Raw genomic sequence first — 25386 nt, 5'->3', positions numbered from 1 at the left:
ATAACATCGGGTTATGGACGTCCACGACCTCCGCGCCCTCCGCGCCCTTGCCGAGACCGGCAGCATCACCGCCGCCGCAGCGCGACTCGGCTACAGCCAGCCCGCGATCACCCAGCGCCTGCGCCGGGCCGAGACGGAGGCCGGCCAGCCGCTTCTGCTCCGAACCGGCCGCACTGCGACGCTGACCGAGGCCGGTCGGCGCCTCGCGCGCCACGCCGTGCACGTCGAGGCTGCCCTGGCCGCGGCGCACGACGAGCTCGACGCCCTCGCCGGCACCGAGAGCGGGGCACTCCGCCTGGCCGGGTTCCCGAGCGCCTCCCCCACCCTCGTGCCGGCCCTGCTCGCCGACCTGGTCGCGCGGCACCCGGGGCTGACCACGTCGTACCTCGAGGCCGAGCCTCCCGAGGCAGTCGAGCTTCTGCGCCGGGGCGAGATCGACCTCGCGCTCACGTTCACCTACCCCGGCGACGGCGGGCTGCCCGACCCAGACGTGGTCGAGGTGCCCCTCTTCCGCGACACGATGCTGGCGGTGGCGCCCGCCGGGACGTTCCCGGCGCAAGATGCCGGCCATCTCGAGTTCCTGCGCGAGATGCCCTTCATCGCGGGGTGCCCCCGCTGCCGCGGCCACCTGCTCGCCGTGTGCCGCCTCGCCGGGTTCGAGCCGCGCATCGTGCTCGAGACCGACAACGCCCTGGCAGTGACGGGGCTCGTCGCGGCCGGACTCGGCGTGGCCCTGCTGCCCTCGCTCTCGCTCGTGCCCGCCGCGCTGCCCGACGGCGTCGAGGTGCGAGCCCTGGGCGATGAAAGCGACCGGATCGTGGCCGTCGCGCACGCTCGCGGTGCGGAGGGGATCCCCGCGGTGGGGGCCGGGCTCCGTGCTGCCCGCCGGATCGCTCCCGCGTCGTTCGGGCTCCGTGCGGCCGAGCGCCGTCGCGCCGAGCAGCCCGCCGCCGCCGGCTGAGCCCCGGCGGGGCCCCGCGCCGCCCCGCCGCCCGCCCAGCCCCGCCGGTTAGGCTTGACGCGTCCCCACCGAAAGGCCCCACCCGTGCGCAGACGACTCCCCGCGGCGCTCACCGCCGCCGCCCTCGTGGCCGTGCTCGCCGGGTGCGCTCCGAGTGTCGGAACCCTGACGCCCCTCGGCGACAGCGGCTCGCAGGCGGGCACCGGCACGGGCGGATCGACGTCCGCTCCGCAGCCGCAGGTGACGGGCGGTACCGGCTCGGGCGGCTCCTCGTCGTCGAGCGTCGACCCGCAGACCCTAGCTCCCGGCGGCACGCTTCTCAATCAGGTCAACTACAAGGACCTCACGATCTACGTGTACCGCGTCGGCGAGATCACGACCTCGGCGAAGTCGATCTACGCCCGCCCGAACGGCACCGATCCGTACCCCGCCGGCACGAAGGTGGAGGTGACGGCCTACGTGCTCGTCAACGACTCCAACCAGCGGCTCGACCTCACCGACCTCGCGGCCGACTACTCGTCGTACGGCAACAAGCTCGCCACGCAGGACACCTTCGCCGGCCAGGACCTCCTGGAGAAAGACGGCTACTCGACCGACCTCGGCTCGCAGTTCCCGGCCGGGTCGTCGACCTGGTACCTCCTGCCGGGCAAGGGCGTCGTGTTCGCCAACGCGTGGTTCCACCGCACGAGCGACGGACCTCTCACGCTGCAGTTCCTGTGGCCGTCCGAGCGGATCTTCCTCGGCGCGAACATCACCTTCTGAATTTATCGCGGCGCCGCGCAGTGGCGCCGGACCTCGGACAAGCCTCGGTCGCCCGGCGTCACTGCGAGCCACCACCGGACTCATCGCGGCGCCGCGCAGTGGCGCCGGACCTCGGACAAGCCTCGGTCATCCGGCGTCACTGCGAGCCACCACCGCGGCACCTCGGGATCAGGCGGGCGACGGCGCATCGACGGCGCCGCCGAACCTCCGGCCGCGGTTCGTGTACTGGTCGATCGCGCCCCACAGGTCGTCGCGCGTGAAGTCGGGCCACAGCCGGTCGAGGAACACCATCTCGGCGTACGCCGACTCCCAGAGCTGGAAGTTCGACGTCCGCTGCTCGCCCGACGACCGCACGAACAGGTCGACGTCGGGCAGCTGCGACTGGTACAGGTGACGCTGGATCACCTTCTCGGTGATGCCCGTCGGCTTGAGCCGGCCGGCCGCCACCTCAGCGGCGATGGACTGCATCGCGTCGGTCAGCTCGTTCCTGCCGCCGTAGTTGACGCACATGTTGAGCGTCATGGTGCTGTTGCCCCGCGTGGCCTCTTCGGCGACGCGGAGCTCGTTGATGACGGAGGCCCAGAGCTTGGGGCGGCGGCCCGACCACACGATCTTGACGCCCCACGCGTTGAGCTGCTCGCGGCGGCGGTGCAGCACCTCGCGGTTGAAGCCCATGAGAAAGCGGACCTCTTCGGGCGAGCGCTTCCAGTTCTCGGTCGAGAAGACGTAGACGCTGAGGTGCTCGACACCGGCCTGGATCGCGCCCGCGACGACTTCGAGCAGCGCCGCCTCGCCCGCCTTGTGTCCCTCGATGCGCGGGAGCCCGCGAGCGTTGGCCCAGCGCCCGTTGCCGTCCATGACGACCGCGACGTGCTTCGGCACCGTGCCCGGCGCGTAGCTCGGCGGGGTGCCTCCCTGCCAGTCGAGCGCCTTGTACTCCATGTCGGCCGGCATCATCGAGGCGGGAGCGCTGACCGGTGCGGCCGAGCGGCGGAAGAGCCCGCGCTTGGGAGCCGGCGGGGTCGAGATCGGCGGGGTGGAGCTCAAAGGACTTCTCCTGTTCGTGCGACGACCGACGGCGTGCGGTCGAGGTGCGGCAGCGACCGGAGCCCGCGCTCCAGGTGCCACTGCGTGTAGGCCGCGACGACGCCGCTGGCCTGGTTGCGGGTGTCGTCGGGTGCTGCCTCGGCGATGCCCCAGTCGCCGCTCAGCAGGGCGCCGAGCAGTTCGAGGGTCGCAGGATTCAGGCGCGGCGCCCCGGGGGGTGCCGCGGCGTCGGCCACCACCCCGCCGAGCTGCACCACGAACGCGCTGTGCGGCCCGGGGGCTCCGGTCACGGCGCAGTCGCCGAAGCTCGGCGCCCACCCGGCGATCGAGAGGGCGCGGAGCAGGTACGAGTCGAGGATCAGCTGCGGGTCGTGCTCCCGCCGCGCCAGTGACCGCAGCGCCCCGACGAGCAGGAGGTACTGCTGCAGGCCGGCCTCGGCGTCGGTGAGCTTGTCGGCGGTCTCGACCATGACGTTGGCGGCCGTGTAGCTGGCGTAGTCCGAGACGATGTCGGCCCCGTACGAGCCGAGCGACACGGCCTGCGTGACGATGTCGAGCGAGCGGCCCTCGTAGAGCTGCAGGTCGGCGACCATGAACGGCTCGAGCCGGGCGCCGAACTTCGACGCGGTGCGGCGCACGCCCTTCGCGACGGCGCGGATCTTGCCATGCTGACGGCTGAGCATCGTGAGGATGCGGTCGGCCTCACCCAGCTTGTGGGTGCGCAGGATCACGCATTCGTCTCGGTACACGGGCACCGTCCCAGTATCCCCCGCATGGCAGAATCACTGGGTGTCCGCCACAGCCTTCTCCATCCCCCTCTGGGCGGATCTTCTGGCCGTAGCGATCGGCAGCCTGCAGGGCGCGCTGTTCGCGAGCCAGTTCCGTGAGCGCCGGGTCGACCTGCTCGGCGTCGCGATCATCGGCACGGCGACCGGGCTCGGCGGCGGGATCCTGCGCGACGTCCTGATCGGCGAGGTGCCCCGGGCGATGCAGAGCAACTGGTATCTGCTGACGGCTGTGCTCGCGGCGCTGCTCGGCATGCTCCTGCAGCGGATCTTCACTCGCCTGGCCGGGTTCATCACCGTGCTCGACGCGCTCACCATCGGCCTCTTCGGGGCCATCGGGTCGACCAAGGCGCTCGCTCTCGGCCTGCCCGAGATCCCCGCCGTGTTCGTCGGCGTCATCTCGGCCGTCGGCGGCTCGGTGCTGCGCGACCTCCTGATGAATCTGACGATCGCGATGATGCACGTCGGCTCGCTCTACGCCGTGGCGGCGGGCGCCGGCACGGCCGTGCTCGTGGCGCTCGTCACGTTCGGCGTGCCCACCCTGGCCGCAGCGATCGCAGGAACTGCCACGACCTTCAGCATCCGCCTCCTCGCGGTGCGCTTCGGATGGAGCCTGCCGGAGCAGCGCGCCCTCTCGCGGCTGCCCCGCTGGCGCACCCGCACGCCGAAGACTCCCGAGACGCACGAAGACACCGCCTAGCGACGGTGTCTTCGCGCGAAGGCGGTATCGGGGCTAGGCCGTCGCGAGCTCCGGCTCGGCCACCGTGGAGCGCAGCGCGCGGTTGACCGCGGACACGATGGCCTTGAGGCTCGCCGTCGAGATGTCGGCGTCGATGCCGACGCCCCACAGGCGGGTTCCGTCGACGTCGAGCTCGACGTAGGCCGCGGCCTGCGCATCGCCCGAGGCGCTGAGGGTGTGCTCGACGTAGTCGTACAGCTTCACCTCGACGCCCTGCTGCGACAGCACCTCGATGAAGGCCGCGATCGGCCCCGACCCGGTGCCCTCGGTGGTGACCGCGCTCATTCCTGCCCGCAGATCGACAGAGAGGTGCGTGACGCCCGACATGTCGCTCCGGGTGCCGGTACGGGTCAGCTCGAAGTGGCCCCACTTGTCTTCGGCGACGCGCGACGGGAGGTACTCGTCTTGGAAGATCTCCCAGATCTGCTCGCTCGTGACCTCGCCGCCCTCGCTGTCGGTCTTCGACTGCACGACGCCCGAGAAGTCGATCTGCAGCTTGCGCGGCAGGTCGAGCGAGTGGTCGGTCTTCAGCAGGTAGGCGACTCCGCCCTTGCCCGACTGCGAGTTGACGCGGATGACCGCCTCGTACGAGCGGCCCAGGTCTTTCGGGTCGACGGGCAGGTAGGGAACGGCCCAGACGAGGTCGTCGACGCCCTTGCCCTGTGCCTGAGCCGACGCGGCCATGGCCTCGAAGCCCTTCTTGATGGCGTCCTGGTGCGAGCCGCTGAACGCCGTGTAGACGAGGTCGCCGGCCCACGGGCTGCGCTCGGGCACCGGCAGCTGGTTGCAGTACTCGGCGGTGCGCTTGACCTCGTCGAGGTCGGAGAAGTCGATCTCGGGGTCGATGCCCTGCGTGAACAGGTTGATACCCAGGGCGACCAGGTCGACGTTGCCGGTGCGCTCCCCGTTGCCGAAGAGGCAGCCCTCGATGCGGTCCGCGCCGGCCATGTAGCCCAGCTCGGCCGCGGCGATGCCGGTGCCGCGGTCGTTGTGCGGGTGCAGCGACAGGATGACGTTCTCGCGGTGCGCCAGGTGGCGGCTCATCCACTCGATCGCGTCGGCGTAGACGTTGGGCGTGGCCATCTCGACGGTCGCCGGCAGGTTGATGATCACGTTGCGCTCGGGCGTCGGCTCGAAGACCTCGATGACGGCGTTGCAGATGTCGCGGGCGAACTCGAGCTCGGTGCCGGTGAACGACTCGGGGCTGTACTCGTAGTAGACCGTGGTCTCGGGGACCGTCTTCTCGGCCTCCCTGCAGAGACGCGCACCCTCGAGAGCGATGTCGATGATGCCCTGGCGGTCGGTGCGGAAGACGACGTCGCGCTGCAGGATGCTGGTCGAGTTGTACAGGTGCACGATCGCCTGCTTGGCGCCCTTGATCGACTCGTAGGTGCGGTTGATCAGGTGCTCGCGCGCCTGGGTGAGCACCTGGATCGTGACGTCGTCGGGGATCGCGTTCTCGTCGATCAGGCTGCGGACGAAGTCGAAGTCGGTCTGCGAGGCCGACGGGAAGCCGACCTCAATCTCTTTGTAGCCCATCTTCACGAGCAGGTCGAACATGATCCGCTTGCGCTCGGGGCTCATCGGGTCGATCAGCGCCTGGTTGCCGTCGCGGAGGTCGACCGCGCACCAGCGCGGTGCCTTCTCGATGCGCTTCGTCTGCCAAGTGCGGTCGGGCAGGTCGACGACGATCTGCTCGGAGTACGGGACGTACTTGTGGATCGGCATCCCGGAGGACTTCTGGTTGTTCTGCATTGGTCTCTCTACCTCATTCGAAAGTGCGGCCGGATACGACGGACACCGCGACGAGGGAGGCCTTTAGAACGAGGTCTCGTCGCGGCAGCTAAGAAGGAGCAGGCCGAACAGCACGAGAACACGCTAGCACTGGTTTTGTTATGAGGTCAGCCCGTGCTCGTACGCGTAGACGACGAGCTGCACGCGATCGCGCAGCGACAGCTTGGCCAGGATCCGCGAGATGTGCGTCTTGACCGTCGCCTCGCTGAGGAACTCCCGCTGGGCGATCTCGGAGTTCGACAGGCCGCGCGCCGCCGACTGGAAGATGTCGCGCTCGCGCGTGGTGAGCGACTCGAACGCCTCGGGCACGGCCTTCGAGCCGGCGCTCCCGCCGTCGAAGTGCTCGAAGAGCTCGCGCGTGGCCGATGCCGCGATGACCGCCGTGCCGGCGTGCACGGTCCTGATGGCGGCGAGCAGGAACTCGGGGTCGCTGTCTTTGAGCACGAAGCCGCTGGCCCCGCCCCGGATCGCCCGGGTCGCCGCCTCGTCGAGGTCGAACGTGGTGAGGACGAGGATGCGCGGCGCGGGCCTGCCCTCGCGGTCGGCCTGCTCGAGGATCGCCGTCGTGGCCGCGATGCCGTCCATGACGGGCATGCGGATGTCCATCAGGACGACGTCGGGGCGGGTCCGCGCCACGACCTCGACACCCTCCGCGCCGTCGCCCGCCTCCCCCACGAACTCGAGGTCTCTCTGCGACGAGACGACCATGCGGATTCCCGCGCGGAACAGCGCCTGGTCGTCGACGAGCACGACCTTGATCGTGGTGGACGGCGCCGCGGTCGCGGTGGATTCGGGGGCAGAGCTCATCGGAGGCGGACTTCCTGGGTCAGGGCGGTCGACGGAATGGTCGCGCGGACGATGAAGCGCCCGCCGGCCTGGTGCGTGGTGAGAGTTCCGCCGGCGAGGGACGCGCGCTCGCGCATCCCCACGATGCCATGTCCGCGGCGCTCGTCGGGTCGGAACTGGCCGCTCGTCGTCAGAGCGGAGGGGTCGATCGCCTCGGTCGGGAGCACGGTCGACGCGATCACGATGATGAGGTCGTCGGGCCGCCAGTCGAAGAGCACGTCGACGGTGGAGCTGCGGTCGCCGTGGCGGAGGACGTTCGTGAGCGACTCCTGCACGATGCGGTAGATCGCGAGCTGGCGGTTGCCGCCGAGCTGGGCGGGAGTGCCGCTCGAGCGCAGGTCGATCGAGAGGCCGGCGGTCGTCATCTGGTCGACGAGCTTCTCGAGGTCGCCGAGGACGGGCTGCGGCGCCGCGCCCTGACTGTGCCGCAGCTGGCCCAGGAGCACCCGCACCTCCACCAGGGACTCCCGGGCGGTCGCCGCGATGGTGCTCAGGCTGTCCTCGACGGAGCCCGGGTCGGCGCGGTAGGCGTACCGGGCGCCGTCGGCCTGGGCGATGACGACGGCGAGCGAGTGGGCGACCACGTCGTGCATGTCGCGCGCGATGCGCGAGCGCTCCTGCTCGACGGCGATGTCGCGCTCGGCGCGGGCCGCGTCGCTGGCCGCGCGGGCGGCCTCGCTCTCGGCGCGAGCCGCTTCGCGCTCGGCGACGAGCTGGGCGTCGCGGCTCTCGCGGGCGGCGTAGCGGGTGCGGACCAGCTGACCGCCGACCCACGGGAGCCCCAGGAGCGCGAGGAAGCCGAGGAAGGTGATGCCGATCTGCAGGAGCAGCTGGATCAGGTCGGTCGCATTCGTCACGTCGTGCGGCACGCCGAAGAGCGACAGCTGGGCGAAGGTCACGTAGAACATGCCGACGGCGGCCCCGACGCCGACCGAGCCGAGTCCGAGCCACTTGACGCGCGGGCTGCCGTGGGCGGCGGTCGCGTAGAGCACGGCGCAGATCGCGAGATTCGAGACCTGGGGCGTCGACAGGGTGAGCATCTCGAACGCCGCCGTCGCCCACGCGAGCGAGAGCGCGGCCGCCGGCGACAGGCGGCGGAACACGAGGCAGAGGACCATGCCGAGCGTGATGACGAGCGACAGCGGGTTGGCGTGCAGGTCGAACGGGAGGCTCGCGAGCCCGACGACCACGGCGATCGCGATGTCGGCGACGATCTGAGAGGTGCGGAGGCGGACGTTCACCCCACCACGGTACGGGGTCGAGGCTTCTCGATCAGGCTCTGCGAGGCCGCGTGCGACTCGCGGCGACCGGAATCATCCCGGGGATGTAGTCCGAGCCGGCCCGGCTAGAAGCCGAGGCGCCCCAGGAGCTTCGGGTCGCGCTGCCAGTCCTTCGCGACCTTGACGCGGATCGACAGGAAGACCTGCTTGCCGACCAGGGGCTCGATCTGCGCCCGAGCCCGTTCGCCGACCTCGCGGAGCCGCTGCCCCCTGTGGCCGATGACGATGCCCTTCTGGCTGTCGCGCTCGACGAAGAGGTTCGCGTAGATCTCGACGAGCTCCTTGTCGTCGCGCTCCACGATGTCGTCGATGGTGACGGCCAGCGAGTGGGGCAGCTCGTCTTCGACGCCCTCGAGCGCGGCCTCGCGGATGAGCTCGCCGACGCGGTCCTCCAGGACCTCCTCGGTCGCGACGTCGGACGGGTAGAGCTGGGGTGAGAGCGGCAGCAGCTTGATCAGCTCGGTGACGATCGTGTCGAGCTGGATGCCGGTGACGGCCGACACCGGGATGATGGTGTCCCAGTCGCGGAGCTGGCTGACGGCCTGCAGCTGCTCGGCGACGGCCGGCCGCGAGGTGGCATCGACCTTCGTGACGATGGCGACCTTCTTCGCGCGCGGGAACGCGTCGAGCTGCTCGTTGATGAAGCGGTCGCCGGGGCCGAGCTTCTCGTCGGCGGGCACGCAGAAGCCGATGACGTCGACGTCGCCCAGGGTGTCCTGAACCACGCTGTTCAGCCGCTCCCCGAGCAGGGTGCGCGGCCGGTGCATGCCCGGCGTGTCGACGAGGACCAGCTGGCCCGTCGCCGAGTGCACGATGCCGCGGATGGCCCGGCGAGTCGTCTGCGGCTTGGACGACGTGATGGCGACCTTCTCGCCGACGAGGGCGTTGGTCAGGGTCGACTTGCCGACGTTGGGGCGGCCGACGAACGAGACGAAGCCCGCTCGGAAGCCGGCGGGTGACTTGGGGATGGGGCTGGAGGTGGTCATCGGGTGGTCCGATCGCTGGTGGTGCTGGTGGCTGTGCTGGTGGGAGACGAGGAGGCGGAGGCCGCGGCGAACGCCGCCTGGGAGGCCTCGAGGGCGGCGTCCCGCTTGACCAGCACGGTCTGCAGGTCGCGGCGGCGGCCCTCGGTGCGGTTGGCGGTGAGGATGAGGCCCGACACGGTGACCTGCGAGCCGCGCTCCGGGAGGCGCCCGAGCGCCTTGGTGAGCAGGCCGCCGACCGAGTCGACGTCGTCGTCGTCGAGCTCGATGCCAAAGAGGTCGCCGAGCTCGTCGACCGGGAAGCGGGCGCTGACGAGGAACGTGCCCTCGCCCATCGGACGGTACGAGACCACGGTCTGGTCGTACTCGTCGCTGATGTCGCCGACGAGCTCCTCGATGAGGTCTTCCATCGTGACCAGGCCGGCGATGCCGCCGTACTCGTCGACGACCATCGCGAGATGGTTCTTCTCGGTCTGCATCTGGCGCAGGGTCTCGTCGGCGCGCTTCGACTCGGGGATGAACACGGCCGGCTTCGAGAAGTCGGCGGCGAGGCGGTCTGCTCCAGGGCGCCCCTCGAACAGGCTGTGCCCCTCGAAGATCCAGCGCGTGACGTCGCGCAGATACACGATGCCGAGCACGTCGTCGCTGTCGCGGCCGATCACGGGGATACGCGACACGCCCTTGCCGAGGAACGTCGACATGGTCTGCTCGATGGTCGCGTCGGAGTCGACGGTGACCATGTCGGTGCGCGGGATCATGACCTCGCGCACGACGGTCTCGCTGAACTCGAAGATGGAGTGGATCAGCGTCCTGTCGTCTTCGTCGAGCACGTCGAGCTCGGTGGCCTCGTCGACCATGCTGAGCAGCTGCTCCTCCGACGAGAACTGGGCGCTCCGCGGGCGGCCGGGCGTGACGCGGTTGCCCAGCCAGACGAGTGCCGCGGCGACAGGCCCGAGGACCACGCGCAGCGCGCGCAGGAAGCCGGCGACGACGCCGACCAGGGTGCATGCGTGGGCCCGGCCGACACTCCGCGGACTCGAACCGACGAGCACGAACGAGACGGCGGTCATGATCAGGGCCGAGAGCAGCAGCGCGAGCCACCACTCGGCGAACGAGTAGGCGAACGCGAGCGAGACGAGCACGGCGGCGGCGGTCTCGGCGAGCACGCGGACGAAGTTGATGGCGTTCACCTGCGCGCCGACGTCGTCGGCGATGGCGAGGATGGCGCGGGCACTGCCCTCGCGCCGTGCGGCGCGGCGCTGCTCGGCGAGCTCGATCAGGTCGTGGCGGCTGAGGACCCCGAGGGCGGAGTCGCTGGCGGCGAGGAGCCCGCCGATGACGACGAGGACGACGGCCGCGGTGATGAAGATCGCGATCATCATCGGCGGCTACCTCTGCGCGTCGGACGCGGCGAAGGCGGCGAGGATCTCGCCCTGGATGCCGAACATCTCGGCCTTCTCGTCGGGCTCCGCGTGGTCGAAGCCGAGAAGGTGCAGGATCCCGTGCGTCGTGAGCAGCAGGAGCTCGTCGAGCGTCGAGTGCCCGGCCGTGACGGCCTGGGGCGCGGCGACCTGGGGGCAGAGCACGATGTCGCCGAGCAGCCCGGGCGGCGTCGGCTCGTCTTCCGTGCCGGGACGGAGTTCGTCCATCGGGAAGCTCAGCACGTCGGTGGGGCCCGGTTCGTCCATCCACTGAACGTGCAGCTGCTCCATGGCGCCCTCGTCGACGAGCACGATCGCGAGCTCGGCCTCGGGGTGCACGTGCATCTGGTCGAGGGCGAAGGTCGCCAGGCGGAGGATCGCCGCTTCGTCGACCTCGACGCCGGACTCGTTGTTCAGCTCGATGGTCATGCGGGGGTCTCCTGGTCGGCAGCGGCCACCTGGTCGGCAGCGGCCACCTGGTCGGCAGCGGTCACCTGGTCGGCAGCCCGCCGCGCAGCCGGCGAGGCGGCCTCGGTGCGCGCGTGCAGCCGCGCCATCTTCTCGGCGTCGAACTTCGTGTACGCGTCGACGATCTTCGCGACCAGGGTGTGCCTGACCACGTCGTCGCTCGTGAGGCGGGCGAAGTGGATGTCGTCGACGTCGCCGAGCACGCGGGTGACGAGCTGGAGCCCGCTGGAGCCGGTCGGGAGGTCGACCTGCGTGATGTCGCCGGTGACGACCATCTTGCTGCCGAAGCCGAGGCGGGTGAGGAACATCTTCATCTGCTCGGGAGTGGTGTTCTGCGCCTCGTCGAGCACGACGAAGGCGTCGTTGAGCGTCCGGCCGCGCATGTAGGCGAGCGGAGCCACCTCGACCGTTCCCGCGGCGAGGAGCTTGGGGACGATCTCGGGGTCCATCATCTCGTTGAGCGCGTCGTAGAGCGGCCGCAGGTACGGGTCGATCTTGTCGGTGAGCGTGCCGGGCAGGAAGCCCAGGCGCTCCCCCGCCTCGACCGCCGGACGCGTCAGGATGATCCGCGACACCTCGCGACGCTGGAGCGCCTGCACGGCCTTCGCCATCGCGAGGTACGTCTTGCCGGTGCCGGCGGGGCCGATGCCGAAGACGATCGTGTTGTCGTCGATCGCGTCGACGTACTCCTTCTGGCCGAGGGTCTTGGCGCGGACGCTCTTGCCCTTGTTCGTCACGATGGCGGCGCCGAACAGCTCGGCGGGGTGGCCCTGCCCGTCGGCGAGGATGCGGCCGGTGGTGCGCACCTCGGCAGGGCCGACGTCGTGGCCCTGGCGCACCATCGTCACGAGCTCGTCGACGAGCTCGCGGGCGCGGCGGACGTCGTCGGCCGGACCCTCGAGGGCGACCTCGTTGCCTCGGACGAGGACTCGGACTGAGGGGTACTGCTGCTCGACGGCGCGGAGCAGGCGGTCCTGCGGGCCGAGGAGCTGCACCATGGCGACCCCGTCGACGATGAGGTCGTCGCGAATGGCCCCGTCGGGGATGTTGCTGGAGGAGCTAGGCAAGTGAGCCTTCCTGGAGGTTCCCCGCCATGACGTGCGCATGGACGTGGAAGACGGTCTGACCGACGGCTTCGCCGGTGTTGAAGATCAAACGGAATTGACCGCGCGGATAGTCCCCGAACAGCTCGGAATCCTCCGAGAGGGCCTTCGCGACGGCCACCATGTCGGCCAGGAGGGCCGGATCGCCGGCCGCGAGCTCCGCGACGTCCGCGTACTGCGGGTCTTTCGGGATCACGAGCAGGTGCACCGGCGCCTTGGGCGCGATGTCTCGGATCGCGATGACCGTCTCGGTCTCGTGCACGATCGTCGCAGGGATCTCGCGTGCGATGATCCGAGAAAAGACTGAAGGCTCCGAACTCATGCGCTCATCGTAACGAAGGCCGCCGACACGCGGCCGGGGCGCCGGCTCACCAGCGGCCGAGGCGGACGCTGAGCACGGCGATAGCGGCAGGCCCCGCGGTGGAGGTGCGCAGCACGCTGTCGCCGAGCCGCACCGCGACCGCACCCGCGGCGACCAGGCCGTCGACCTCGTGGGGGGTGATGCCGCCCTCCGGGCCGACCACGACGACGACGTCGCCGACGTCGGGCAGGGCGACGCTCGACAGCGCCTCCGTGGCGGTGGGGTCGAGCACGAGGACCCGCGCGGTTCCTGCGCGCGATTCGAGCTGTCTGGTGGTCGCCACGTCGCCGACCCGCGGCTGCCACGCCCGCACCGACTGCTTCGTCGCCTCGCGCACGATGGCGCTCCAGCGGGCGAGGCCCTTGGCGACCTTCGGGCCCTCCCACTTCGAGATGCTGCGGGCGGCGGCCCACGGCACGATCTCGTCGACGCCGAGCTCGGTGGCGGCCTGCACGGCCAGCTCGTCGCGGTCGCCCTTGGCGAGGGCCTGGGCCAGGACGAGGCGGCGATCGGGCGCAGGAACGTGCCCGACCTCCGCCGCTTCCAGCACCAGTCGGTCGCCCGAGGCCTCGAGCACCTCCCCCTCGACGACCAGCCCGCGGCCGTTGCCGACCCGGAGGGTCTCGCTGACCCGAACCCGGCTCACCGTCACCGCGTGGCGAGCCTCGGGGCCGGTGACGACCACCTGGGCGCCGACCCCGGTGTCGCCGAGCTCTTCGACGAGGTAGAAGTGCGCCACGATCAGAAGTTCAGGAAGCGATCGCGGAGCTTGCCGAACAGGCCCTGCTGGAACTGCGAGAGCTGGGGCGAGTCGTGCTTGCGGCCCGAGGCGAACTTCTCGATCAGGTCCTTCTCCTTATGGCTGAGCTTGGTCGGGGTCACGACCTGCACGCCGATCTTGAGGTCGCCGCGGCCGGAGCCGCGCAGGCGCGTCACGCCGCGGTCTTTGATCGTGATGACGTCGGCGCTCTGCGAGCCGGGCTTCACCTCGACCGTCACGTCGCCGTCGAGCGCCTCGACGGTGGTCGTCGTGCCGAGGATCGCGTCGGCCATCTGCACCTCGAGGGTCGCGAGGAGGTCGTCGCCGTTGCGGCTGTACACATCGTGGTGGCGCACCTTGACCTCGAGGTAGAGGTCGCCGTTCGGGCCGCCGGCGGGGCCGACCTCGCCCTGGCCGGGCATCTGGAGGCGGATCCCGGTGTCGACGCCCGCGGGGATGTCGACGGGAATCGTGCGGCGAGCCCGGACGCGGCCCTGGCCCTGGCAGGTGGGGCAGGGGTTGGGGATGACGGTGCCGTAGCCGCGGCAGGTGCCGCAGGGACTCGACGTCATGACGTTGCCGAGGAGCGAGCGCACCTGGCGGTTGATCGAGCCGGTGCCGTGGCAGATGTCGCAGGTCTGCGGGCTGGTGCCCGGGGCGCAGCACGAGCCGTTGCAGGTGTCGCAGAGGACGGCCGTGTCGACCTCGATGTCACGCTGGACGCCGAAGACGATGTCGTCGAGGTCGACCTCGAGGCGGAGCAGGGCGTCCTGCCCGCGCTCACGGCGCGACCGCGGACCCTGCCGCTGCTGCTGGCCGCCGCCGAAGAACGCGTCGAAGATGTCGCCGAACCCGGCCGCGCCGGCACCGCCGCCGAACCCGGCCTGCGGGCCGAGGTCGTAGCGCTCCCGCTGCTGGGGATCGCTCAGCACGTCGTACGCGTGCGTCACCTCCTTGAAGCGCTCCGATGCCTCGGGGCTGGGGTTCACGTCGGGGTGGAGCTGGCGCGCCAGCTTCCGGTAGGCCTTCTTGATCTCGTCGGGGCTGGCCTTGCGGTCGACTCCGAGGACGTCGTAGTGATCTGCCACTTGTCTCCGTGCTCGTTCTCGTGGGGGTTTCGGGGCGGACTCGGCTCAGCGTTCGCCGAGGAGGCCGCTCAGGTAGCGGGCGACGGCGCGAACGGCCGCCATGTTGGTCGAGTAGTCCATGCGGGTCGGGCCGAGGACGCCCAACCGGGCGATCTCACCACCCGATGCCGTGTATCCGCTGGCGAGCACCGACGTCTGGGCGAGCCCGAACGACTCGTTCTCGCGGCCGATGCTGGCGATGACGCTGTCACCGCCGGCGAGATCGGCGCCCTGGTGCATCTCGCCGAAGAGGCGCAGCAGCGTGACCTGCTCCTCGATCGCCTCGAGCACCGGGAAGAGGTTGCCGGCGAAGTCCTCCTCGGTGAGCACCAGGTTCGCGGCGCCCGCCATGACGAGCTTCTCCTGGCGACCCGCCTTCGCCTCTTCGACGAGGGCCCGGCACACCGCCTCGACGAAGGGGGCGCGATCGGGCAGGAACTCGACGGAGAGAGTGGAGAGGACGGCGGCGGCCTCGGCCAGCGTCCTGCCGCCGACGCGGGTGTTCAGCTTGGCTCGCAGCTCGCCCACGAACAGCTCGTCGATCTCGTGGCCCGCGTCGATCGTGCGCTGCTCGACGTGGCCGGCGTCGGTGATGAGCACCGTCATGAGGCGGGTGTCGCTGAGTCGCACGAGCTCGATGTGCCGGACGGTCGCCGCCGAGAACGTCGGGTACTGGACCAGCGCCACCTGGTTGGTGAGCTGCGAGAGCAGGCGCACCGTGCGCGAGAGCACCTCGTCGAGGTCGGACGAGTTGCCGAGGAACGTCTCGATCGCCGTCCGCTGCGCCGCCGTGAGCGGTCGCAGGTCGGCGAGCTGGTTCACGAACAGCCGGTAGCCCTTGTCGGTCGGCACCCGACCCGACGAGGTGTGCGGGGCCGCGATCAGCTCCTCCTCTTCGAGCAGGGCCATGTCGTTGCGGATCGTCGCCGCCGAGACGCCGAACTGGTGCCGCTCGACGATCGACTTCGAGCCGACCGGCTCGCGCGACTCGACGTAGTCGTGGACGATGACGCGGAGCACTTCGAGACCTCGTTCGCTGACCACGCAGGCCTCCCGTCGTCTGTCTGGCACTCGCTGAGTAAGACTGCCAATCGTACTCCACGGGGCACCGCAACCCTGGTTGCCGGGACGCGTCCGCCGCTAAGCTCGGCGCGAACTCGGTGCCCGGGACCCCGCGCACCGCCAGCGCAGACGATTGGTGAGATCACATGACCGACGCCCCGCCCCCGCCCAAGGACGACCAGCCCACGCCGCCGCCCACCGGCTCCTACGGCAATCCCGGTCAGTCCGGTCAGTACGGTCAGTACGGTCAGTCCGGTCAGTCCGGACAGGCTCCCTACGGCGGCACGCCCGGCTACCAGCCGCCGCAGCCCCTGCGCCCGGAAGACGAGAAGCTGTGGGCGACCCTGATCCACATCGGCGGGATCCCCTTCGGGTTCATCCCCGCGCTGATCGGCTACCTGGTGCTGCGCGACCGGGGCCCCTTCATCAAGGAGCACACCCGCGTCGCCCTCAACTTCCAGCTGACGATGCTGATCGGCTATGTCATCGGCGGCATCTTGACCGTCATCGTCATCGGAACGCTGGTGATTTTCGCCGTGGGAATCGTGATCATCATCTTCTCGATCATCGCCGCCGTCGCCGCCAACCGCGGCCAGTACTACAAGTACCCGCTGTCGATCGAGTTCATCAAGCCGTAACACTCGCCGGCCGTCGCCGTCGCCGTGGTCCGCCCCCGTCGCGGCGACGGCGGCGGCCCGACGGCGGATCAGTCGGGGAGGAGGCGGCGGACGACCGCGTCGGCGAGCAGCCGGCCCCGGAGGGTGAGGCGGAGCGCGCCGGCGATCGCCGTGCGACCGTCGATCAGCCCGTCGGCGATCAGGCCGGCCACCTCGGCGCGGCCCGTGTCGCCGAGCTCGGCGATGCGCAGGCCGTCGCGGATGCGGACGGCGAGGAGCACGCGCTCCGTAGCCCGCGTCTCGGCGTCGAGCGTCTCGCGTCCGGCCGCGGGCGACAGCCCGGCGACGATCCGCTCGGCGTAGGCCGCGGGGTGCTTGACGTTCCACCAGCGGACCCCGCCGACGTGGCTGTGCGCGCCGGGGCCGACGCCCCACCAGTCGTGGCCGCGCCAGTACGACAGGTTGTGCCGGCTCTCGTGGCGCTCGCCCCGCGCCCAGTTGCTGACCTCGTACCACTCGTAGCCGGCGGCGGCGAGCACCTCGTCGGCCAGCTCGTACATGTCGGCGGCGGTGTCGTCGTCGGGCTGGGCGACCTCGCCGCGGCGGATCTGCCGTGCGAGCTTCGTGCCGTCCTCGACGATCAGCGAGTACGCCGACAGGTGGTCGGGCTCCTGCGCGACGGCGTGGTCGAGCGAGCGGCGCCAGTCGTCGAGCGACTCCCCCGGCGTGCTGTAGATCAGGTCGAGGCTCACGTCGAGCCCGGCGTCGCGCGCCCAGGCCACGACCAGCGGGATCCGAGCCGGATCGTGAGTGCGCTCCAGGGTGGCCAGCACGTGCGGCACGGCGGACTGCATGCCGAAGCTCACCCGCGTGAAGCCGGCGCGCTTCAGGTCGACGAGGTAGTCGGCGTCGACGGAGTCGGGGTTCGCCTCGGTCGTGACCTCGGCGCCGGGCTCGATGCCCCAGGTGTCGCGGACGGCCGTCAGCATGCTGCCGAGATCGGAGGAGGGCAGCATCGTCGGGGTCCCGCCCCCGAAGAAGACCGACGAGGCCGAGCGTGGCGGGAGCCCGGCGTCGTGCAGCACCCGGTCGGCCCCCCGGATCTCAGCGATGGCCTGCGAGGCGTAGTCGCTCCGCTTGGCGCCTCGCAGCTCGTCGCCGGTGTAGGTGTTGAAGTCGCAGTAGCCGCAGCGGACACGGCAGAAGGGCACGTGAACGTAGACGCCGAAGTCGCGCGACTCGACACCGTCGACGACGCTCGCCGGCAGGCTGCCGTCGGCGGGTGCCGGGTCGGCGAGCGGAAGGGCGCTCGGCACCGTCAGTCGCCCACCAGCACGCGGAGGTAGCGCTGGGTGTACTTCGTCTGCTGGAGGCGCAGGAACGGCGCGACCAGGCGCCACTTCCAGTTCGCCGGCTTCGAGAACACCCGCACGGTCAGCCAGACGGAGCCGTCGTCGGTCTGGTCGATGACCCAGCTCTCCTCGCCGCTCTCGGGGTGGCCGTCGAGCGTGCCGTAGGCGAAGCCCTTGCGCGTCGGGTCGTCGATCACGTAGACGACGCGGACCGGCGCGTGGACGGTGCGGCCGTAGGCGCGGATGTCGAGGACGGCCTCGGTTCCGGCGACCAGGAACGGCTCGCCCTCGGGGCTGAAGTGCGACTCGCCGGTCGGAGCGGCGTAGTCGGCGGGGTCGAGCGGGTTGCCCTCGTCGTCGAAGGTGACGGGCGTGTACGCACCCTCCTCGAACGACGGGGTGCTGGTGACGCGCACGCGGATGCCGCTGCGCTCCTGGACCTTCCACGTCATGATCGCGGCCCAGGCGGCCTCGAAGCGGGCGTCGCCGTGGCCGATGCGCGTGCGGTACTCGGCGGGGCGGAATCCCTTCGGCGGGTACTGCAGGAGGTCGGGCGCCTGGGTAGCCCCGACCTGCCCGTAGGTGGTCTGGATCTCGGTGTGGGTCTGACGGCGCATCCGACGATTCTAGACGGGGCCGCGTCGCGGCGTCGCTGCGTCCCGGTCACGTGGTGGCCGCAGCCGTGGCGGCATCGAGATGGCCGTGGCCGTCGCCACCCTGGCGGGCGGGCGACGGCCACGGCCATCTCGCGACGCGGGTCAGGCCTTGCGGCCCGTGAGCGCGCGCACGATCCAGCCGATGATCCCGATCGCGACGATGATGAGGCCGACGAAGAGCAGGAACTTCAGGGCGGCGCCGAGGAAGCTGAGCCCGAAGACGATGATTCCGACGATGATGATGACGATGAAGAGAGCAGGCATGCGTCCAGCATGCTCCCAGCGGCCGGCGAGTGCCGCCCTGCCGCCTACTTCTTGTCTTTCTTCTCCACGTCACCCGAGAGCGCGGCGATGAAGGCCTCCTGCGGCACGTCGACCCGGCCGATGGTCTTCATGCGCTTCTTGCCCTCCTTCTGCTTCTCGAGGAGCTTGCGCTTTCGGGTGATGTCGCCGCCGTAGCACTTGGCCAGGACGTCCTTCCGCATGGCGCGGATCGACTCGCGGGCGATGATCCGGGCGCCGATGGCGGCCTGGATCGGCACCTCGAACTGCTGCCGCGGGATCAGCTCGCGCAGGCGGCCGGTCATCAGCACGCCGTACGCGTAGGCCTTGTCGCGGTGGACGATCGTCGAGAACGCGTCGACCTGCTCGCCCTGCAGCAGGATGTCGACCTTGACCAGGTCGGCCTCCTGCTCGCCGCTGGGCTCGTAGTCGAGCGACGCGTAGCCCTGCGTCTTGCTCTTGAGCTGGTCGAAGAAGTCGAAGACGATCTCGCCGAGCGGCATGTTGTAGCGCAGCTCGACGCGGTCTTCGCCGAGGTACTCCATGCCGAGCAGGTTGCCGCGGCGCGACTGGCAGAGCTCCATGATGACGCCGACGTAGTCTTTCGGCGCGAGGATCGCGGCCTTCACCATGGGCTCGGCCACGCTCATGATCTTGCCGTCGGGGAACTCGGACGGGTTCGTGACCGTGGTGGTCTTCTTGTCTTCGGTCGTCACCTCGTAGATTACGCTCGGCGCGGTCGTGATGAGATCGAGGTTGAACTCGCGCTCGAGGCGCTCCGTGATGATCTCGAGGTGCAGCAGGCCGAGGAAGCCGCAGCGGAAGCCGAAGCCGAGCGCGACCGAGGTCTCGGGCTCGTAGACGAGCGCCGCGTCGGACAGCTTGAGCTTGTCGAGCGCCTCGCGGAGCACCGGGTAGTCGCTGCCGTCGATCGGGTAGAGCCCCGAGAACACCATCGGGAGCGGCTCGGTGTAGCCGGCGAGGGCGACGGTGGCCGGTTTGGCGGCCGTCGTGACCGTGTCGCCGACCTTCGACTGGCGCACGTCTTTCACCCCGGTGATCAGGTAGCCGACCTCGCCGACGCCCAGACCCTGTGAGGCGAGGGGCTCGGGCGACGAGACGCCGATCTCGAGGATGTCGTGGACCGCGCGAGTCGACATCATCTGGATCTTCTCGCGCGGCTTCAGGCTGCCGTCGATCATGCGGACGTAGGTGATGACGCCGCGGTAGCTGTCGTAGACCGAGTCGAAGATCATGGCGCGGGCCGGAGCGTCTTTGTCGCCCTTCGGCGCGGGGATGCGGTTCACGACGACGTCGAGGAGCTCCTCGACGCCGACGCCGGTCTTGCCGCTGACGCGCAGCACGTCTTTCGGGTCGCCGCCGATGAGCTGCGCGAGCTCGGCCGCGTACTTGTCGGGGTCGGCCGCGGGCAGGTCGATCTTGTTGAGCACCGGGATGATCTCGAGGTCGTTCTCGAGCGCCAGGTAGAGGTTGGCGAGCGTCTGGGCCTCGATGCCCTGGGCCGCGTCGACCAGCAGGATCGCGCCCTCGCAGGCCGCGAGCGACCGGGAGACCTCGTAGCTGAAGTCGACGTGGCCGGGGGTGTCGATCATGTTGAGCGCGTAGGTCGTGCCGTCGACGGCCCACGGCATGCGGACGGCCTGGCTCTTGATCGTGATGCCGCGCTCGCGCTCGATGTCCATGCGGTCGAGGTACTGGGCACGCATGGCGCGGTCCTCGACGACGCCGGTGATGCCCAGCATGCGGTCGGCGAGAGTCGACTTGCCGTGGTCGATGTGCGCGATGATGCAGAAGTTGCGGATCGCGTCGGGCGCGGTCGAGGCGGGCTCGAGGGCGGTAACGGCTTTGGGGCTCACGTGGTCTCTCTGGCGCAGTCGGTCTAGCGGTCGGGACATTCTCCCACGAGCGCGCTCGGGCGGGGACCGCGGCCTTCCGTCAGGCGGGGACAGGCAGGGCGCGCAGGCCGCGCTCGAGCACGTCGAGGGGTGCCGCGAGGCTGATCCTGATCCAGCCCTCGCCCGATCGGCCGAAGGCGCTGCCGGGGGCGATGGCGACGCGCTCGGCGATCAGGAAGTCCTCCGCCCATTGAGCGACGTCGCCCCGGGAGGCGTGCGAGACGTCGACCCAGAGGTAGAAGGCGCCGGCCGGGTCGAGGAAGGCCAGACCCCGCTGGCGCAGGATCTCCCGAGTCGCCTCGAGGTTCTCCCGGTAGTGCTCGCGCGCATCGGCGACGGGCTGGTTGTCGCCGGTGACGGCGGCGAGGGCCGCCCACTGGTCGGGCTCGGCGACGCAGCTGATCTGCGCCTCCTGCACCGTTCTCATCGTCTCGGAGAGCCCTCGGGGCGTGACGAGGTAGCCCACACGCACGCCGGTCATCGCGTAGGTCTTGCTCAGGGAGAAGACGCTGAACACCCGGTCGTCGTCGTCGAGCGCCGCGAGGCTCACGTGCGCCGTGCCGTAGGTGAAGTACTCGTACACCTCGTCGCTGATCACCCAGAGGTCGTGGCGGCGGGCGAAGTCGAGGATCCGGCGCAGCAGAGCCTCGCCGAACACCGTGCCGAGGGGGTTCGAGGGCGAGTTGACGATGATGGCGCGCGTCCGGTCGGTGACCAGGGGCTCCAGGGCGTCGACGTCCGGCTCGAAACCGTGCTCGGCCGAGAGCGCGTACGGCACCGCGTGCGCGTCGAGCATGTGCGCGTTCATGGTGAAGGTCGTGTAGCCGGGATCAGGAACGAGCACCTCGTCGCCCGGCCCGAGCAGCAGGCCCATCGCCTGGTGCAGGGCCTGAGTCGCCCCGACGGTCACCCAGACCTGCTCCTCGGCCACGTGCACGTCGTTCTCGCGCGCCAGCTTGGCCACCAGGGCGGCCCGGAGCGGCGCGATGCCGCCGTTGGGCGTGTAGCTCGTGCGGTCCTCGGCCCAGGCGCGCCGGGCGGCGTCGATGATGTGGCGGGCGACCGGCACGTCGGGCTCGCCGACGACCAGCATCGCGACGTCGTCGAGCTTCATCGCGATCTCGAACACCCGTCGGATACCGGAGCCGGGCACGGACAGGATGTGCGGGGCGAGGGAAGGCATGCCGAGACGTTACTACGACACGCTCGGCCCGCTTGATTGCCGCTCGGCAGACGCCCTGGTAGTGTTGATTCTTGGCTTCCGCCGCCGCTTCCCCGCTGCGCGGCGATTCGCAGTCAGTTCGCCTAGGCGACCAGGTCCACCCTCTATGGTCCTGATCGGCTGCGTACACACTCTTATCAATCCAGACAGAAGGTTCACCACAGTGGCAAACATCAAGTCGCAGATCAAGCGCATCGGCACCAACAAGAAGGCCCAGGACCGCAACAAGGCCGTCAAGAGCGAGCTGAAGACCGTCATCCGCTCGACGCACGCCGCCATCACCGCCGGCGATAAGGCCGCTGCGACCGCCGCTCTCGTCGTCGCGACGAAGAAGCTCGACAAGGCCGTCAGCAAGGGTGTCATCCACCAGAACCAGGCCGCCAACCGCAAGTCGGCGATCGCCAAGCAGGTCGCGGCCCTCTAGGTCCCGCGCCGCTGTACGAAGGCCCCGCCTCCCGATTCGGGAGGCGGGGCCTTCGCCGTGCGGGGGCGTCGGCCCCGGACCGGCTCGGGCGCGCTCTGCTGCGGCTCGGCCCCGCCAGAACGGCTCAGCCCCGCCGTCGCGACGGCGGGCGTGTGCCGATTCGGCGGGCCCGAGCTGCCAGGCCCCGCCTCTAGCTCGTAGCGCCTCGACGGCTGACGACGCTGACCATGCGCTCGAGGGCGTACACGGCGTCGCGCTCGGCGCCCTTGACGGCGGCGTCGGTGGTGGCGATGAGGTCGATGGCGCGGCCGAGCCCCTCGTCGGACCACCCGCCGAGGTCGCGCTGCGCGCGCTGCACCTGCCAGGGCGCCAGCCCGAACCGCGACGCCAGCTCGCCCTGGCTGGAGCGCCCGCCGCCGCTGACCTTGGCCATGGTCCGGAGCTTGGACGCGAAGGCGGCGACGATCGGCACGGGGTCCTGCCCCGAGGCCAGCGCATGCCGCAGCAGGATCAGGGCCTCACCCTGCCGCCCGGCGATCGCGGTGTCGGCGACCTTGAACGCGTTGGTCTCGACGCGACCCGAGTAGTACTTCTCGACGGTCACCTCGGTGATCTCGGCGGCCCCGTCGGCAAGGAGCTGCTGGCACGCGGAGGCGAGCTCCGAGAGGTCGTCCTGGAACGCCTGCACCAGCGCACGAAGGGCTCCGGCCGATACGCGCCGCCCCTCGGCGGCGAACTCGGCGGCGGCGAAGTCGAGCTTCTCGGTGTCTTTCTTGAGCTCGGCGCAGATGACCTCGATGCCGCCGCCGAGGCCGCCGCGGAGCGCGTCGAGCAGCTTCTTGCCGCGGACTCCCCCACCGTGGCGGAGCACGAGGTAGGTGTCGTCGGCCGGCGCCTCCAGGTACGAGAGCGCCTCCTGCAGGAATGCGTCGGTGCACTTCTCGACGTTGGCGACTCGGATGAGGCGCGGCTCGGCGAACAGCGACGGGCTCGCCAGGGTGATCAGCTCACCGGGGCCGTACTGGTCGGCCGAGAGATCGTGGACCTCGAGCCGAGGGTCTTCGGCGACGAGCTGGTCGCGCAGCTGCCGGACGGACCGGTCGGCGAGGAACTGCTCGGGCCCCGAGACCAGGATCACGGGCGCCGGACGAATGGCGTCCCATCCGACCTGGGCGATCTGGACGGCCTTCGTCGCCTTGCCCGCGGTTCGCGCTGCCATGTCTCTCCTCCGGGCGGTCCGTGCCGGGCCGTGTCGAGCGGCCCGGGGCCGCGACCGGTTCGGCGAGGCCGGGGTCAAGCCTAGGTGCACCGGCCGTCACGCGTGCTCCTGCGCGCCAGACGGCGATGCCGCCGTCGGAGTCGCGGGCGAGGGCGACGGTGCCGTCCTCGTCGCTGCGGACGACGGCGGCGCCGACCGACTGCAGCAGGTCGACGGTCTGCGCGACGGGGTGGCCGTAGGTGTTGTCGGCCCCGACGCCGACCAGGGCGATGCGGGGCCGTAGTTCCTGGTACAGAGAAGGGCTCTGGTCGCGCGACCCGTGGTGCGACACCTTGACGACGTCGACCGGGCCGAAGTCGGTGCGTCCGCGCAGGCGCGCCTGCTCGCGTTCGCCGAGGTCGCCCAGCAGAACCGCGGTCAGCTGCGCCGGCGCGCAGACCGAGGCGCACGAGACCGAGAGCACGACGCTCGCCTCGTTGCCCGGCGTCGTCCCATCAGGCGGCCACAGCACGGTGAGCTGCGCGTCGCCCAGCCGCATCGACGCACCCGGCGTCGCGGCGACCACAGCCCGAGCCCTGAGCGCAGGAACGACGTCGCCACCGCCCGGCCCCACGAGCACGGTCTCCACCCGCCCGGCCAGCGACCCGGACGCGCCGACGTGGTCGGCGTCGAAGTGGGTGAGCACGAGGAGGTCGATCCGGCCGATGCCGAAGGACTGCAGGCAGGTGGCCAGCAAAGCCGCATCATCGCCGGTGTCGACGAGCGCCACCCTGCCCGCCGAGCGGAGGAGCACGGCGTCGCCCTGGCCCACGTCGCACTGCGCGATCAGCCAGTCGGCGGGGAGGGTCGCGCGGCGGCCGAGCGTGCCGCCGGCGGTGGTCGCGGCCAGGGGCACGAGGAGCGCGAGCAGGGCCGAGGTCGCGACACGGCGGGCGCGGCGGTGCGACGGCGCGAGCACCGAAGCGGCGGCCAGCAGCACGACGAGTGCGGCGACCCCGACGGCGAGAGCGCCCGCGCCCCACTCGAGCCGCGCCCCGGGGACGCCTGCCGCGAACCGGGCCACCGCGGCGATCCAGGTCGAGGGGAGCCACGCGGCGTGAGACACGGCGACCGCGGCGGCGGGCCAGACGGAGCCGAGCAGGCACGCGACCAGGCCGAGGACCGTCGCGACGGGTGCCGCCGGTTCGGCGAGGACGTTGGCGGGGATGCCGACGAGCGGCACGCCGGGGTCGAGCAGGAGCAGCAGCGGCTGGCAGGCCAGCTGCGCCGCGATCGGCACGGCGAGAGCGACTGCGATCGGCGACGGCACGACCCGGGCCAGGACGAGGCTGAGCGGCCCCGTCAGCACCACGAGCCCCGCGGTCGCCAGCACCGACAGGGCGAACCCGAACGATCGCGCGAGCCACGGGTCGCTCAGCAGGAGCACGACGATGGCGAGCGACACCAGAGGGAGCCCGCGCACGGGTCGTCCCCACGCAGTCAGGGCGAGCCCCGCCAGAGCCATGACGGCGGCGCGCTGGACGCTCGGCTCGGGAGTCACCAGCACCACGAATCCGCCGAGCACCACGGCGGCTGCCCCGTAGCGAACGAGCCGCGGCACCCCGAGCGCGGCCGCCAGCATCAGCGTGACGGCGACGACGACGGCACAGTTCGCACCCGACACCGCCGTGAGGTGGGCCAGAGACGACCGTTTCATCGCCTGGTCGAGGTCGGCCGAGACGCGTGCCGTGTCGCCGAGCGTCAGCCCCGGGAGCAGGTCGCCGCCGTCGCCCGGGAGACCGGCGGTGGTGCGCGCGAAGCCGTCGCGTAGGTCGGCGGCCCACCCGCCGAGCCCCGATGCAGGCCTCACCACCTCGACCGGCGAGGACGGCCGCAACGCCAGCGCATGGGGATCGCCGGGGGTGAACTCGGAGAGCCGGCCGGTCACGGCGACGGTGTCGCCGGCGGTGGGCCAGGCGGCGCCCGGCTCCGCGCCGAGGACGAGGGTGCGGAGGGGGTGGGCGGGTTCCTGCGCCCCGACCCTGCTGATCGACAGGGTGAGCGTGCCGGTACGCGGATCGGGCAGGCGGACGACCTCGCCGACGACGGCCGTCGAGGTGCTCGGCAGGGACTCCGGCGACGGCAGGCGAATCCACGCCGACCCGGCGAGGGCTGCGACGACGCCGAGCATCACGGCCACGAGCCCGAGCCGCCGACCGA

24 protein-coding genes and 1 pseudogene are annotated in these 25386 nt (G+C 70.9%); 5 read left to right on the top strand and 20 right to left on the bottom strand.

Annotated elements, in window-relative coordinates:
- The first annotated feature begins 13 nt into the window (after nucleotides 1-13).
- Both AC07TY_RS02415 and AC07TY_RS02410 read left to right on the top strand, forming a co-directional pair.
- Entirely contained in the window at nucleotides 14-961 is a 948-nt protein-coding gene (locus tag AC07TY_RS02415; RefSeq protein ID WP_494784235.1) for a LysR family transcriptional regulator, read from the top strand.
- 84 nt (nucleotides 962-1045) lie between these two features.
- Nucleotides 1046-1723: a hypothetical protein gene (locus tag AC07TY_RS02410; RefSeq protein ID WP_494784234.1), complete on the top strand. Its 678-nt coding sequence runs from the start codon at nucleotides 1046-1048 to the stop codon at nucleotides 1721-1723.
- A gap of 168 nt (nucleotides 1724-1891) precedes the next feature.
- Here the strand turns inward: AC07TY_RS02410 and AC07TY_RS02405 are convergent, their stop codons facing one another.
- The gene (locus tag AC07TY_RS02405; protein ID WP_123505167.1) at nucleotides 1892-2680 is read right to left on the bottom strand and encodes an isoprenyl transferase; all 789 of its coding nucleotides are present in this window, start codon (nucleotides 2678-2680) and stop codon (nucleotides 1892-1894) included.
- Nucleotides 2681-2766: 86 nt separating this feature from the next.
- Nucleotides 2767-3525, bottom strand: coding sequence for a DNA repair protein RecO (gene recO / locus AC07TY_RS02400; protein ID WP_123504737.1), 759 nt, complete (start codon nucleotides 3523-3525; stop codon nucleotides 2767-2769).
- Nucleotides 3526-3559: 34 nt separating this feature from the next.
- Between recO and AC07TY_RS02395 the strand changes: the two genes are divergently transcribed.
- Complete coding sequence (locus tag AC07TY_RS02395; protein ID WP_233579769.1) at nucleotides 3560-4255, top strand: trimeric intracellular cation channel family protein; 696 nt, start codon at nucleotides 3560-3562, stop codon at nucleotides 4253-4255.
- A gap of 33 nt (nucleotides 4256-4288) precedes the next feature.
- Here the strand turns inward: AC07TY_RS02395 and leuA are convergent, their stop codons facing one another.
- From leuA to hrcA, 11 genes are all read right to left on the bottom strand, one after another.
- Nucleotides 4289-6049, bottom strand: coding sequence for a 2-isopropylmalate synthase (gene leuA, locus AC07TY_RS02390; RefSeq protein WP_494784233.1), 1761 nt, complete (start codon nucleotides 6047-6049; stop codon nucleotides 4289-4291).
- A gap of 138 nt (nucleotides 6050-6187) precedes the next feature.
- Nucleotides 6188-6895, bottom strand: a complete 708-nt coding sequence (locus tag AC07TY_RS02385) for a response regulator (RefSeq protein ID WP_123504739.1) — start codon at nucleotides 6893-6895, stop codon at nucleotides 6188-6190.
- A complete protein-coding gene (locus AC07TY_RS02380) occupies nucleotides 6892-8175 on the bottom strand; it encodes a sensor histidine kinase (protein ID WP_123504740.1) in 1284 nt (427 codons plus the stop codon). The genes AC07TY_RS02385 and AC07TY_RS02380 overlap by 4 nt, the downstream gene beginning before the upstream one ends.
- Nucleotides 8176-8279: 104 nt before the next feature.
- Nucleotides 8280-9200, bottom strand: coding sequence for a GTPase Era (era, locus tag AC07TY_RS02375; protein ID WP_494784232.1), 921 nt, complete (start codon nucleotides 9198-9200; stop codon nucleotides 8280-8282).
- The gene (locus AC07TY_RS02370; protein WP_494784231.1) at nucleotides 9197-10579 is read right to left on the bottom strand and encodes a hemolysin family protein; all 1383 of its coding nucleotides are present in this window, start codon (nucleotides 10577-10579) and stop codon (nucleotides 9197-9199) included. Before AC07TY_RS02370 ends, era begins: the two co-directional genes overlap by 4 nt.
- Before the next feature lie 6 nt (nucleotides 10580-10585).
- The gene (ybeY, locus tag AC07TY_RS02365) at nucleotides 10586-11047 is read right to left on the bottom strand and encodes an rRNA maturation RNase YbeY (protein ID WP_494784230.1); all 462 of its coding nucleotides are present in this window, start codon (nucleotides 11045-11047) and stop codon (nucleotides 10586-10588) included.
- Nucleotides 11044-12153, bottom strand: coding sequence for a PhoH family protein (locus AC07TY_RS02360; protein WP_494784229.1), 1110 nt, complete (start codon nucleotides 12151-12153; stop codon nucleotides 11044-11046). Before AC07TY_RS02360 ends, ybeY begins: the two co-directional genes overlap by 4 nt.
- The gene (locus tag AC07TY_RS02355) at nucleotides 12146-12511 is read right to left on the bottom strand and encodes a histidine triad nucleotide-binding protein (protein WP_123504745.1); all 366 of its coding nucleotides are present in this window, start codon (nucleotides 12509-12511) and stop codon (nucleotides 12146-12148) included. Before AC07TY_RS02355 ends, AC07TY_RS02360 begins: the two co-directional genes overlap by 8 nt.
- A 46-nt stretch (nucleotides 12512-12557) precedes the next feature.
- The gene (locus tag AC07TY_RS02350; protein WP_494784228.1) at nucleotides 12558-13289 is read right to left on the bottom strand and encodes a 16S rRNA (uracil(1498)-N(3))-methyltransferase; all 732 of its coding nucleotides are present in this window, start codon (nucleotides 13287-13289) and stop codon (nucleotides 12558-12560) included.
- Between the two features lie 2 nt (nucleotides 13290-13291).
- The gene (gene dnaJ, locus AC07TY_RS02345; protein ID WP_488626377.1) at nucleotides 13292-14398 is read right to left on the bottom strand and encodes a molecular chaperone DnaJ; all 1107 of its coding nucleotides are present in this window, start codon (nucleotides 14396-14398) and stop codon (nucleotides 13292-13294) included.
- Between the two features lie 45 nt (nucleotides 14399-14443).
- Entirely contained in the window at nucleotides 14444-15481 is a 1038-nt protein-coding gene (hrcA, locus tag AC07TY_RS02340; protein WP_494784227.1) for a heat-inducible transcriptional repressor HrcA, read from the bottom strand.
- A gap of 164 nt (nucleotides 15482-15645) precedes the next feature.
- On the opposite strand from hrcA, the gene AC07TY_RS02335 reads away from it, so the two are divergent.
- Nucleotides 15646-16137, top strand: a complete 492-nt coding sequence (locus tag AC07TY_RS02335; RefSeq protein WP_494784226.1) for a DUF4870 domain-containing protein — start codon at nucleotides 15646-15648, stop codon at nucleotides 16135-16137.
- 68 nt (nucleotides 16138-16205) lie between these two features.
- On the opposite strand, the gene hemW is transcribed toward AC07TY_RS02335, so the two are convergent.
- From hemW to AC07TY_RS02310, 5 genes are all read right to left on the bottom strand, one after another.
- Nucleotides 16206-17432 (bottom strand): radical SAM family heme chaperone HemW, encoded by a 1227-nt coding sequence (hemW, locus tag AC07TY_RS02330; protein ID WP_494784225.1) that lies wholly within the window; start codon nucleotides 17430-17432, stop codon nucleotides 16206-16208.
- A gap of 2 nt (nucleotides 17433-17434) precedes the next feature.
- Nucleotides 17435-18085, bottom strand: a complete 651-nt coding sequence (locus tag AC07TY_RS02325) for a DUF1990 domain-containing protein (protein WP_488626381.1) — start codon at nucleotides 18083-18085, stop codon at nucleotides 17435-17437.
- Between the two features lie 141 nt (nucleotides 18086-18226).
- Complete coding sequence (locus tag AC07TY_RS02320; protein WP_158614137.1) at nucleotides 18227-18388, bottom strand: hypothetical protein; 162 nt, start codon at nucleotides 18386-18388, stop codon at nucleotides 18227-18229.
- A 44-nt stretch (nucleotides 18389-18432) separates the two neighbouring features.
- The gene (gene lepA / locus AC07TY_RS02315) at nucleotides 18433-20283 is read right to left on the bottom strand and encodes a translation elongation factor 4 (protein WP_494784224.1); all 1851 of its coding nucleotides are present in this window, start codon (nucleotides 20281-20283) and stop codon (nucleotides 18433-18435) included.
- A 79-nt stretch (nucleotides 20284-20362) separates the two neighbouring features.
- Entirely contained in the window at nucleotides 20363-21505 is a 1143-nt protein-coding gene (locus AC07TY_RS02310) for a pyridoxal phosphate-dependent aminotransferase (protein WP_494784223.1), read from the bottom strand.
- Nucleotides 21506-21707: 202 nt separating this feature from the next.
- Here AC07TY_RS02310 and rpsT point away from each other — a divergent pair, with 202 nt between their 5' ends.
- Nucleotides 21708-21968 (top strand): 30S ribosomal protein S20, encoded by a 261-nt coding sequence (gene rpsT, locus AC07TY_RS02305; RefSeq protein ID WP_488626384.1) that lies wholly within the window; start codon nucleotides 21708-21710, stop codon nucleotides 21966-21968.
- A gap of 190 nt (nucleotides 21969-22158) precedes the next feature.
- Here rpsT and holA read toward each other — a convergent pair whose 3' ends face one another.
- Nucleotides 22159-23187, bottom strand: a complete 1029-nt coding sequence (holA, locus tag AC07TY_RS02300) for a DNA polymerase III subunit delta (protein ID WP_494784222.1) — start codon at nucleotides 23185-23187, stop codon at nucleotides 22159-22161.
- 580 nt (nucleotides 23188-23767) lie between these two features.
- Nucleotides 23768-25357 (bottom strand): annotated as a pseudogene (locus tag AC07TY_RS02295) (ComEC/Rec2 family competence protein); the annotation flags it as partial.
- Between the last annotated feature and the right edge of the window lie 29 nt (nucleotides 25358-25386).

The organism is Frondihabitans sp. GW821-FHT04F02 (genome assembly GCF_059420045.1).
Note: the sequence above shows the minus strand (reverse complement) of the source record. Positions and strands in the feature narration are given on the sequence as shown.

Bases quoted from the DNA above. Each gene is read 5' to 3' on its own strand.
- AC07TY_RS02370 (WP_494784231.1), bottom strand. From the start codon at position 10,579: ATGATGATCGCGATCTTCATCACCGCGGCCGTCGTCCTCGTCGTCATC.
- AC07TY_RS02325 (WP_488626381.1), bottom strand. From the start codon at position 18,085: ATGCGCCGTCAGACCCACACCGAGATCCAGACCACCTACGGGCAGGTC.
- AC07TY_RS02385 (WP_123504739.1), bottom strand. From the start codon at position 6,895: ATGAGCTCTGCCCCCGAATCCACCGCGACCGCGGCGCCGTCCACCACG.
- AC07TY_RS02320 (WP_158614137.1), bottom strand. From the start codon at position 18,388: ATGCCTGCTCTCTTCATCGTCATCATCATCGTCGGAATCATCGTCTTC.
- leuA (WP_494784233.1), bottom strand. From the start codon at position 6,049: ATGCAGAACAACCAGAAGTCCTCCGGGATGCCGATCCACAAGTACGTC.
- AC07TY_RS02405 (WP_123505167.1), bottom strand. From the start codon at position 2,680: ATGATGCCGGCCGACATGGAGTACAAGGCGCTCGACTGGCAGGGAGGC.
- AC07TY_RS02335 (WP_494784226.1), top strand. From the start codon at position 15,646: ATGACCGACGCCCCGCCCCCGCCCAAGGACGACCAGCCCACGCCGCCG.
- era (WP_494784232.1), bottom strand. From the start codon at position 9,200: ATGACCACCTCCAGCCCCATCCCCAAGTCACCCGCCGGCTTCCGAGCG.
- AC07TY_RS02415 (WP_494784235.1), top strand. From the start codon at position 14: ATGGACGTCCACGACCTCCGCGCCCTCCGCGCCCTTGCCGAGACCGGC.
- AC07TY_RS02355 (WP_123504745.1), bottom strand. From the start codon at position 12,511: ATGAGTTCGGAGCCTTCAGTCTTTTCTCGGATCATCGCACGCGAGATC.
- ybeY (WP_494784230.1), bottom strand. From the start codon at position 11,047: ATGACCATCGAGCTGAACAACGAGTCCGGCGTCGAGGTCGACGAAGCG.
- holA (WP_494784222.1), bottom strand. From the start codon at position 23,187: ATGGCAGCGCGAACCGCGGGCAAGGCGACGAAGGCCGTCCAGATCGCC.
- AC07TY_RS02310 (WP_494784223.1), bottom strand. From the start codon at position 21,505: ATGCCTTCCCTCGCCCCGCACATCCTGTCCGTGCCCGGCTCCGGTATC.